10 protein-coding genes are annotated in these 10,834 nt (G+C 45.0%); 4 read left to right on the plus strand and 6 right to left on the minus strand.

The annotated features are described in order from the left end of the window. Positions 1 to 43 precede the first annotated feature (43 nt). The gene (gene lgt, locus H3V01_RS05015) at positions 44 to 895 is read right to left on the minus strand and encodes a prolipoprotein diacylglyceryl transferase (RefSeq protein WP_198186156.1); all 852 of its coding nucleotides are present in this window, start codon (positions 893 to 895) and stop codon (positions 44 to 46) included. A 306-nt stretch (positions 896 to 1,201) separates the two neighbouring features. Here lgt and hmpA point away from each other — a divergent pair, with 306 nt between their 5' ends. After that, positions 1,202 to 2,419: an NO-inducible flavohemoprotein gene (gene hmpA / locus H3V01_RS05020; protein WP_198186157.1), complete on the plus strand. Its 1,218-nt coding sequence runs from the start codon at positions 1,202 to 1,204 to the stop codon at positions 2,417 to 2,419. 87 nt (positions 2,420 to 2,506) lie between these two features. Next, positions 2,507 to 2,956 carry an RrF2 family transcriptional regulator gene (locus H3V01_RS05025; RefSeq protein ID WP_198186158.1) on the plus strand — a complete coding sequence of 150 codons (450 nt, stop codon included), beginning with the start codon at positions 2,507 to 2,509 and terminating at the stop codon, positions 2,954 to 2,956. Between the two features lie 41 nt (positions 2,957 to 2,997). Here the strand turns inward: H3V01_RS05025 and H3V01_RS05030 are convergent, their stop codons facing one another. From H3V01_RS05030 to H3V01_RS05045, 4 genes are all read right to left on the minus strand, one after another. Then, the gene (locus H3V01_RS05030) at positions 2,998 to 4,185 is read right to left on the minus strand and encodes an LD-carboxypeptidase (protein WP_100125374.1); all 1,188 of its coding nucleotides are present in this window, start codon (positions 4,183 to 4,185) and stop codon (positions 2,998 to 3,000) included. A gap of 217 nt (positions 4,186 to 4,402) precedes the next feature. Beyond that, positions 4,403 to 5,845 carry an aminoacyl-histidine dipeptidase gene (locus H3V01_RS05035; protein ID WP_198186159.1) on the minus strand — a complete coding sequence of 481 codons (1,443 nt, stop codon included), beginning with the start codon at positions 5,843 to 5,845 and terminating at the stop codon, positions 4,403 to 4,405. Positions 5,846 to 5,917: 72 nt separating this feature from the next. Then, a complete protein-coding gene (gene ubiE, locus H3V01_RS05040) occupies positions 5,918 to 6,655 on the minus strand; it encodes a bifunctional demethylmenaquinone methyltransferase/2-methoxy-6-polyprenyl-1,4-benzoquinol methylase UbiE (protein ID WP_025330921.1) in 738 nt (245 codons plus the stop codon). 69 nt (positions 6,656 to 6,724) lie between these two features. Beyond that, positions 6,725 to 7,111, minus strand: coding sequence for a gamma-butyrobetaine hydroxylase-like domain-containing protein (locus tag H3V01_RS05045; RefSeq protein WP_232332592.1), 387 nt, complete (start codon positions 7,109 to 7,111; stop codon positions 6,725 to 6,727). A 144-nt stretch (positions 7,112 to 7,255) separates the two neighbouring features. Here H3V01_RS05045 and nadE point away from each other — a divergent pair, with 144 nt between their 5' ends. Further along, positions 7,256 to 8,047 (plus strand): NAD(+) synthase, encoded by a 792-nt coding sequence (gene nadE, locus H3V01_RS05050; RefSeq protein ID WP_084587088.1) that lies wholly within the window; start codon positions 7,256 to 7,258, stop codon positions 8,045 to 8,047. 149 nt (positions 8,048 to 8,196) lie between these two features. Here nadE and H3V01_RS05055 read toward each other — a convergent pair whose 3' ends face one another. Then, entirely contained in the window at positions 8,197 to 9,915 is a 1,719-nt protein-coding gene (locus H3V01_RS05055) for a proline--tRNA ligase (RefSeq protein WP_198186160.1), read from the minus strand. A 124-nt stretch (positions 9,916 to 10,039) separates the two neighbouring features. On the opposite strand from H3V01_RS05055, the gene hemG reads away from it, so the two are divergent. Further along, entirely contained in the window at positions 10,040 to 10,609 is a 570-nt protein-coding gene (hemG, locus tag H3V01_RS05060) for a menaquinone-dependent protoporphyrinogen IX dehydrogenase (protein WP_198186161.1), read from the plus strand. Positions 10,610 to 10,834: the final 225 nt, after the last annotated feature.

Consider the following 10,834-nt stretch of genomic DNA (forward strand, 5'->3'; position numbering starts at 1 on the left):
TAAATATATTTTATTGCGGCTTTAACAGCTTTATAAATTCAGTTTAAGCTGCTTTTTTACAAGTATAAGCGAATCCGACTGCGCCAATCACAATCATCGGCAGACTAAGCCATTGCCCCATAGACATATGCATCGCCAGCAAACCCAGATAGTCATCAGGTTCACGCGCAAACTCAACAATAAACCTGAATAAACCGTAGCCAAGTAAAAACAGCATAGATGCCTGCCCCAGCGGACGAGGTTTTTTGGTAAACAGCCACATAATCACAAACAGCACAATTCCTTCAAGCATAAATTCATACAGCTGTGAAGGATGGCGCGGCAGCATCTGAAATTTATTCCATACCGGCAGCCATTGTTGCGGATCCTGCATCACCAGCGCAACATCATCATCATGCGCGTGCGGAAAACCCATTGCCCAGAAAGCATCAGCACTGGTAACACGCCCCCACAGCTCGCCGTTAATAAAATTACCGATACGACCGCATGCCAGTCCAAGCGGTATCAGCGGCGCCACAAAATCGGCTACCGCCCAGAATTTAACCTTGTGTTTGCGGGAAAACAGCCACATGGCGACCAGCACTCCGATAAAGCCGCCATGAAACGACATACCACCCTGCCAGATTTTCAGAATATCCAGTGGATGACTGAAATAGTACGCAGACTGATAAAACAACACATAGCCCAGACGCCCGCCCAGTATCACGCCGAATACACCCCAGGTAAATAAATCTTCCAGCAATTCATTGGTAAATATGGTCTGCCCACTTTTAATCCGTCTGCGTCCCAGCCAGATAAACAAACAAAAACCAACAATATAACTTAATGCGTACCAGCGAATGGCCAGAGGACCCAGATGTATCAATACTGGATCAAAATTCGGATGGATCATCATAAATTTAGCATTCCTCAGATATCCTGCTTATTTCATCAGTCACAACAGCCAGTCACCCTATTCTGGATAACAGCCGGAATGACCAGAAATACCACAACCAAAATAGCAGACAGTTTAACTCATATTAGCCAATCTATGCGCCACTTTCCGCATTTCATCCCTTGAAAGCAATACCGAACAGATTGGAATAGAAAATTATTCATTTAATTGATTCAGTATTTATTGACAGCCGTTATTAAGCAGCCTAATATAAAATATGTATTTTATATACATATTAAATTATACAAAATTTTCGGGAGAACAATCATGCAACTTACTACCAGACAAATCGAACTGATTCAGTCTACTATTCCAGCCCTGCAGGAACACGGTGTTGAACTAACCCGCTACTTTTACAACAGGATGCTCACCAATAACCCCGACCTGAAAGAAATATTTAACCTTGGCAACCAGCGCAATGATGCGCAACCACATGCACTGGCCAGTGCAGTACTGGCTTATGCTCAAAACATTACCAAATTACAGAATCTCGGCGATGCAGTTAGTCAGATCGCTCACCGGCATGTCAGTCTGGATATTCAGCCGGATCAGTATCCAATTGTTGGTACCAATCTGCTGCACTCTATCAGTGAAGTATTGAACGTCCCCATGGAAAGTGAACTGATAGAAGCATGGACTGCCGCTTATCAGCAACTGGCCGACATTCTTATTACCACAGAAGCAAATCTATATAAGAAACAAGATAAAACTGAAGGCGGCTGGAATGGCTGGAAAAAATTTAAAATAGTTGATAAGCAGATTGAAAGCAGCGAAATTACCTCCTTTTATCTGCAACCGGCAGACAACAGCCCGCTGCCGGAGTATAAGCCCGGTCAGTATATTTCCGTTCGGGTTATGGTACCTCAGCTAGGCATCCGGCAACCGCGTCAGTACTCACTTTCCGACAGCAATCACCCGAGCTATTTCCGCATCAGCGTCAAAAAAGAAATTGGTGACAAACAACATGCTGAAGGTTATGTGTCTACAACTCTGCATGAGCATTACCAAATCGGTGATGAACTGGAAGTAACCAACCCGACAGGTACTTTTATACTGCACCATCCGCATAAAAATACTGTTCTGATTAGCGCAGGTGTTGGTATCACACCCATGATTGCTATTCTGAATACCCTTGCTGCAGAAAAAAATCCGCATCAGCATATCAGTTTTATTCATGCCTGCCGCAACAGTAATGTACTGGCGATGCACCAGCATATCACCGAATTGCAGCAAAGCATGCCTAACCTGCGCAGCTATCTGGCCTGTGAAAACCCGGGTAAAGAATTAGCGGCTGATAAAATTGGTCGTCTGAATTTATCCGAACTGGACAGCTCACTGCTGCCTGCTGATGCAGACTATTATATTTGCGGCCCGATAGAATTTATGCATGCACAATATCAGGCTCTGCGTGATTTACGAATACCACAAAACCAGATTTTCATGGAATTGTTCGGTACAGGCGGATTCAGCCAGCTGGCAGCATAATAACCATTTTGAAATTATTTAAACGAAATCTTTTCATGGCAGCTGAAAACAGGCAAAATTGACTTTCCATTAGTCTGACAGTCTGCCATGCAATTAAACCGTTTTACCGATTTAGGCTTACGCGTATTATTAGCTTTACAATACCTGCCTGAGAACAGACTTTCTACCGTAGAAAGTCTGGCCACACAGCTCAGCGTATCTAAAAATCATCTGGTAAAAATTGTATATTTCATGGCGCAGAGCGGCTGGATTGATTCCTTTAAGGGCAGAAAAGGCGGTATAAAACTGGCTGACTCCAGCTATCAGCTCAAACTGGGTGATATTGTTCAGGCACTGGAGCTGGCCTCATCAGAGACCCCTCATTTAATCAACTGCCGGCAACCCCCATGCTCAATGGCAGAGTTTTGCTATCTTCCCCGACTATTCAGCGAAGCGCAGCAAGCCTTTTATCATTCCATGAACCGCTATACCCTCAGTCAGCTCAAGGCTCCGGCTGACAATCAGGCAATTATCAAATGGCTGGAGCAGCCAGAATAAATCAGCTGAAAACTCAAGCTGACAAATTACTGCCAGAATAATTACATCGTATCTTCGGTTTCAGATGAAGAATCATTAGCAGGCGCAGTAGATCCGTTAAGTAGTCCCTCAACGGCAGGCGGTTGCGGAAGCAGCGTATTTAAAGCCAGTACAGAAGGATTCAAAACCGGATAATCACTGAAATCAATCTGATAACCACCATTATTGGTAGAATACAAACTTGCTTTGGCGCCCAGGGGAAAGGTAACCTTATCGGTAATATGCCCGAAAGGAAATCCAGTTAGTACCGGAACCTTTGTCAGCCTTGCCATCGTCTGAATCACAGAATTTAAAGTATAACTACTGTCATAGACATCACGAATCGAGCCCATACGGAAATTACCCAGAATAATTGCCTGCTGTCGTGCAAGTACTCCGCTCAGATACAATGTCTGAAGCATGCGTTCTATCCGGTATGGCTGTTCACCCACATCTTCAATAAACAAAATGCCGCCATTCACCTGTGGCATAAATTGAGAGCCGGCGAGCGCAGACAACACACTCAGATTGCCTCCCCACAAAATACCCTCAGCACGTATCTGATAATTCTGTATATCGGCAACTGTAACTGACATTTTCGGATTACAGCTGTTCTCAATAAAAGAACGAGTGGTAAATAAACTCATCTGTGGTTTACCAAACTCACTATACAGCATTGGTCCAGCAAAACTGCACATTTTCCCCTGAGCCAGCAATGCCAGTTGCACAGCAGTAACATCACTGTAGCCATACAGTAATGTACCCTGCTCACGCATTCTTGCACCCAGAGAAGACCAGTTAACCAGAGGCAAAATACGCATCGCCCCGTATCCACCACGCAGTCCCATCAGCACCTTCGGTACAGGTACCCGGCCGATAGCAACATCCTGCAAATCTGCAGCGCGCTCAGCATCACTGCCGGAAAAACGCTGATAGCGACGCATAAACGCCTGCTGATTACTCACGGCAAAACCGGCTATAGCCAGACGCTGGGCTGCCAGCTCACTCCGGCTGACACTTTCACCAAATCCGGAACAGGCAAAAATACGCATAGTATTAAGATTATTATTGGTTTGCACAGGTACTTTAGGTGTTGATGCTGTTTTGACGTCAGGCTTCGGATTGCTGCGACAAGCCTGCAACAGACCGGCACCTGCAAAAGCAGCGCCGGCACGCAGAAAATTACGACGGCTATTTTGTTGAGTATCCATAAAACTCACTTCCTGATCCGGCAGATTGTCCGGACAAAAATATATGGGCCATTGTAAAAGTAATTCATTCTGATTAACAATAGTCAGAACCAAAATTATTTATGCCGGTACAAACCGGCTAAGGCTTACTATATCCCTGTTTACAAAGAATAGCAGCAAAAAAATAGCAAAAAGGCATGTCACTGCCATGCCTTTTCAGTACCAACCGACAACCTGATTACTGCCGTGGCGGTATAGATTTGAGTAAATCCAGCAAAACAGACCAGCATTCAGCCACAGCTTTAATTTCTACCCGCTCTTTAGGAGAATGTGCTGCACGTATTGTCGGTCCGAATGACACCATATCCAGATGAGGTGCTTTACCACTGAGAATCCCGCATTCCAGTCCGGCATGAATAATCTGCAACGGTGGCTGTTTACCATAGTGACGGGCAAAAATAGTGCTGGTTAGTTTCAGTAAAGAAGAGTCTGCATTCGGTGCCCAGCCCGGATAATCTGCTGTTAACTCCAGATTTGCCCCGGCCATTCGCGCTAATGCAGCCAGACGCAAACTGAATTCATCTTTAGGTGTTTCCAGAAGCGAACGCATCAGACAATGTATCAGTAAACCATCGGTTCCGGTTTTCACTTCCCCCATATTAGAAGAAGTTTCCACAATCCCCTTAAACTGCTCACTCATGCGCATTACACCATTGGGCACAGCCAGCAGCAAATCAAGCGCTTTCTGAGTGCTTTCCAAAGTAGCGGCCTGAGTCAGATCCTCTGCCGGTAAAACTTCAATATCCAACTGTGTTTCTTCTGCCCATTCTTCAGCAATAACAGAAGCAATTGGTGCAACAGCTGTACGTGCTGTATCAGCGTCCAGGCCAATCACAGCCTGAGCCTCACGCGTGATTACATTGCGCAGCTCGCCACCCTGCCATGAACCCAGAGCAAAAGGTATCTGTGCATACAAACCGGACAGCACCCGTGCCAGCAATACATTAGCATTGGCATGATTTTTATCAATATCCACGCCTGAATGACCACCGCGCAAACCGGACACCCGAACAGTACATGCAGACAGCTTACCGGCTTGCCAGTTCAGAGGTAAGGTCATACTGGCATCACGACCACCTGCACAACCAATAAAAATCTCACCCGCTTCTTCGGTATCCAGATTAATCAGATAGGGCATCTGCAACCAATCCGCACTTAGCGCTTCTGCTCCGCCCATACCGATTTCTTCTTCAACCGTAACAATCAGCGTTAATTCAGGATGCGCAATATCTTCACTGAATATTACTGCCAGCCCCATAGCCAGACCGATACCATTATCAGCACCGAGGGTCGTGTCATTAGCCCAAACCCAGCCTTCTTTAATCTGGGTCTGCACCGGATCACGCTGAAAATCATGCTGCGAATCAGCACCTTTTTGTGCCACCATATCCATATGCGCCTGAATGGCTACCGGCACACAATTTTCCATACCCGCAGTGGCTGGTTTGCAAATACGCAAATTTCCCTTAGCATCAATATCTGTTTTCAGACTATATTCTTGTGCTGCCTTAACCAGCATTTCCCGCACAGCCTGTTCATGAAATGTCGGACGCGGTACCGCACACAAACGCGCAAACCACTGCCATACCGGCTGCGGCTGTAATTGTTCAATTTCACTCATAACATTACCCAGTCACATATAAAACAAATCAGGCCACCATATGGCAGCCTGAACACAGTGTCAACTGACAAACTAAAACTTAACCCCTTTATGCAAAGCCACCACACCAGCGGTTAAATTATGATAATTCACACTATCAAATCCTACATCCAGCATCATTTTTCTTAACGTTTCCTGATCAGGATGCATACGGATTGATTCTGCCAGATACTGATAGCTGTCTGCATCTTTAGCAATCAGCTTACCCATCAGCGGCAGCATCTTAAATGAATATAAATCATAAACCGGCTTGAGCGGCTTGAATACATGCGAAAATTCCAGCACCAGCAAAGTACCGCCGGGTTGTAAAACGCGATACATTTCAGCCAGTGCCACTTCTTTATGCGTCATATTACGCAAACCAAACGATACCGACACCAGATTAAAATAATTATCCGGAAAAGGCAGTTTTTCTGCATCACACAGCGCCACCGGCAATGCCAGCCCTTCATTAAGTAAACGATCCCGGCCCACTGTCAGCATAGAAGAATTAATATCAGTAAGCCAGACTTCACCGCTGCGTCCTACCCGTCTGGCCCAGCCGCGCGACAAATCACCTGAACCACCGGCAATATCCAGTACCTTATCGCCTTTACGTACCGGAGCTGTGGTAATGGTAAAGTGCTTCCAGATCCGGTGTAAACCGCCGGACATCACATCATTCATCACATCATAGTTTTTGGCCACCGAATGGAATACACCGGCAACACGACCCGCTTTTTCATCTTCATCAACAGTTTGATAACCAAAATGAGTTTTGTGATCGCTCATACCACACTTTCAGAATTAAATATTGCCCAAATAAACTTATCCGGCTGCCTGCATCCGAATAACCGCAAATCAGTCGGGGTCACGGCTGGCGCCGGCAAGAAGTAACTGCTTTTCATAACCAGCCCAGAGTTCTGCCTGACGAACAGCCAGATCATACAAATAATCCCAGTCGTACAACCCTGTATCATGTCCGTCTAAAAATGCAATACGCAAAGCATAATTACCAACCTGAGACAAAGCAGTAATCGTTACATCACGCTTACCTGTCTGTAATACTTCCTGCCCCGCTGCGTGACCGCGCACTTCAGCACTGGGTGAAAATACCCGCAGAAACTCAGCCTCAAGCTCATATGTTTTTGCTCCGTAGACCAGCCGTAATCTCTGCCGGTTCTGACTTAAGCGGATTTCAGCTGGCACCATATCCTGCATATAACTATTTTTTCCGTCACAAGACATTAACAAACTATACCTATTCTAACCTAATATACCACTTACTGCCCAATCAGATTACATACATAAGCCGGCAGCAACAGACCCTTTGCAAGGCAAAGCTTAAAGAAGTATATTAATCCTGCTCAATAATCAGCGAAAGAATACACCATGCAAACAACAGCCATCATTGAATATATTGTTAACTGGTTACGTGATTATGCCACTAAGGCAAAATGCAAAGGTTTTGTTGTAGGCGTTTCCGGCGGTATCGATTCTGCCGTAGTCTCAACTCTTGCTGCCAGAACAGGCTTGCCCACATTAGTACTGGAACTGCCTATTCATCAGAAAGTTAATCAGATAGCACGGGCGCAGGAGCATATTCGTCAGCTGAAAAGCCGTTATAACAACATAGAAGAACACTGGGTAGATCTTACCCGCACCTTTGACTCATTTACCATGGCGGTAGACATTGGTGACAATAAAGATGAACAAACCCAGCTGGCACTGGCCAATGCACGCAGCCGCCTGCGCATGATTGCACTATATTACTACGCTCAGGAACGCGGCCTGCTTGTGGTCGGAACCGGTAATAAAGTAGAAGATTTCGGCGTCGGGTTCTTTACCAAATACGGCGATGGCGGCGTAGATCTCAGCCCGATTGCTGATCTGCTTAAAAGTCAGGTATATACACTGGCTGAAGAACTGAACATAGATCAGAATATTATTGATGCCCCGCCTACGGATGGATTATGGGATGCCGATAAAACCGATGAAGAACAGATTGGTGCAACCTATCCTGAGCTCGAATGGGCTATGAGTGTCTACGATACCCATAAAATAGACGATTTTACTGGCCGCGAGCGCGAAGTATTTGCTATTTATGAACGTTATCATCGTGCCATGCAGCATAAAATCAACCCGATTCCAGTATGCAAGATTCCGGACGAATTACTTAAATAATAGAAAAAAAACCAGATTGCAAAATCTGGTTTTTTATTCGTTAATCTTCAAACTGCAACCATAATTACATTATCAAATCAGATTATTATTTTCTAATAATAATTAGCCAAAACCAGACGCACAATGTCCGGTTTATACACATTAAAATATTAATTATGGCTGAATAAAGCACAAATATGCGGCACTACTGCATCAACGGCCAGCTCAGTAGCTTCAGTATCCCTGCGTGCCTGATACTCTACTTTACCTGCTTTCAGACCACGGTCACCAATCACAATCCGGTGCGGAATACCAATCAGCTCAGAATCATGCAGTAATACACCGGAACGTTCATCACGATCGTCCAGCAGTACATCTATTCCGGCCTGCTGCAATTGCGCATACAAATTATCTGCGGCAGCTTTTACATCAGCTGACTTTTTATAATTCATCGGCACAATCACCACCGTAAACGGTGCCATAGCTTCTGTCCAGATAATACCGCGTTCATCATTATTCTGTTCAATTGCCGCAGCAATCACACGCGTAATCCCGATACCATAACACCCCATTTCCAGCACAACATTTTTACCGTTCTGATCCAGAACAGTAGCCTGCATAGCCTCAGAATACTTAGTCCGTAACTGGAATACATGGCCAACCTCAATTCCGCGAGCCAGCTTCAGACTTCCGGTTCCGCACGGACTAGGATCACCGGCGATTACTTCACGTAAATCAGCAAATTCCGGTTCTGCTGCATCACGGCCAAAATTAAAGCCTGTGTAATGATGATCGTCTTCATTAGCACCAATTACCCAGTCTGCAGATTTTGCAGTAGCAAAATCGGCGTATACCTTACCCTTAAAGCCCACAGGACCAAGCGAACCACCATGTGCGCCATTGAAAGCAGCTTCAATAGCTGCCACAGAAGCCATAGTTAACGGTGCTTTTACCCCTGCCAGCTTCTCAGCCTTAATTTCATTCAGATGATGATCTCCGCGAACCAGCAGCAATACTACCGTCCCCTCTTCTTCACCCTCAACAACCAGCGATTTCAGAGTCTGCTCAACCGGAATATTTAAAAATGCCACTAAATCTTCAATACTGCGTACATTCGGCGTGTGAACTTTGCTTAAAGCCTGCCCTGCACTCCGGCGCTCTCCTGATAATGGCAAAGTAGCAGCCAGCTCAACATTAGCTGCATAGTCAGATGTATCACTATAGGCAATAACATCCTCACCACTTTCCGCCAGAACCTGAAACTCATGCGAACCCGTTCCGCCAATACTGCCGGTATCTGCTGCCACAGGACGATAATCCAGTCCCAGCCGGTCAAAAACGCGGCAATAGGCATCAAACATATCCCGATAAGTCTGTTGCAATGATTCAAATGAGGTATGGAATGAATAAGCATCTTTCATAACAAACTCACGGGCACGCATTACCCCGAACCGTGGCCGTACCTCATCCCTGAATTTAGTCTGAATATGATAAAAATTCAGTGGCAGCTGCTTGTAGCTGCGAATTTCACTGCGCACAATATCCGTAATTACTTCCTCACAAGTCGGCCCCATACAGAACTCACGTTCGTGACGATCAGTAATACGCAATAATTCCTTACCATAAAATGCCCAGCGGCCGCTTTCCTGCCACAATTCAGCCGGCTGAACTACCGGCATCAGCAATTCAATCGAACCGGCACGATTCATCTCTTCCCGCACAATATGTTCAACCTTGCGCAGTACCCTTAACCCCATCGGCATCCAAGTATACAATCCGCTGGCCAGACGCCGGATCATCCCGGTACGCAGCATAAGCTTATGGCTGGCCAACTCCGCTTCGGCCGGAGCCTCTTTTAATGTTGAAATATAAAACTGACTGGCTTTCATATATATCTCCAAAAACAGCCGCCATTGTACCAGCCTCCGCGCAGTAAAAAAGCCAATATCTTGTACCTGAATAAACAAAATCAGCTTTAAATAATTACCCTGAGTAAAAACCGGCAGACGTGATATGATAAGTCTTATTTATCTGAATCCGTGCACCATGAAATATCTGCTTGTATACAGCAGCCGTTTTGGCTATACCCTTAAAATTGCCCAGACACTTGAAGCGCAATGGACTGCTGCCGGTATCACGGTTGATATGGTTAATCTGGCAGATGAGCCGTTTATTCAGCAGGGAGAATACGATAAAATTATTATTGGTGCCTCTATCCGGTACGGACACTACGCTTCTCAGCTGGCACCCTGGATAGAACGCCATCAGCAAATCCTCAACAACACCCCAAGTGCCTTTTTCAGCGTCAGCATACTGGCAAACAAACCTCATCGCAGTACACCGCAAACACATACCTACACACGTAAATTTTTCACCAAAAGCCCATGGCGCCCTCAGTTAATTGGAATTTTTGCCGGAGAGCTGCACTATGCCAAATATAACCTGCTCGACCGCTACATGATGCGTCTGGTTATGAAACTGAACAAAGGCGAAACCCGCCTGAATGCCCATATTGAATATACCGACTGGCAAAGGGTACGGGATTTCGGTGAAGAAGTACTGACTTTACAACTTAAAAAATAAATCGAAATTAAATATTAATTTTTACTGTCTTAAAAATTGTAAATGAGCGATTGATTAAACTATTTTAAGCTGGCATTTTCATGAACAGATATTAACTATTAAGTATCAGAAAAAATAAACTTTTTCAAATTTAATTTAATAAATCAGAAAATATCAGTGATTAGTAAAATCAAATCAGACTCAATAAGCTGATTAAGCATTTTTTGTACACAATTTATTATGTCA

The organism is Snodgrassella sp. M0351, assembly GCF_016100575.1.
Classification (GTDB): Bacteria; Pseudomonadota; Gammaproteobacteria; order Burkholderiales; family Neisseriaceae; genus Snodgrassella; species Snodgrassella alvi.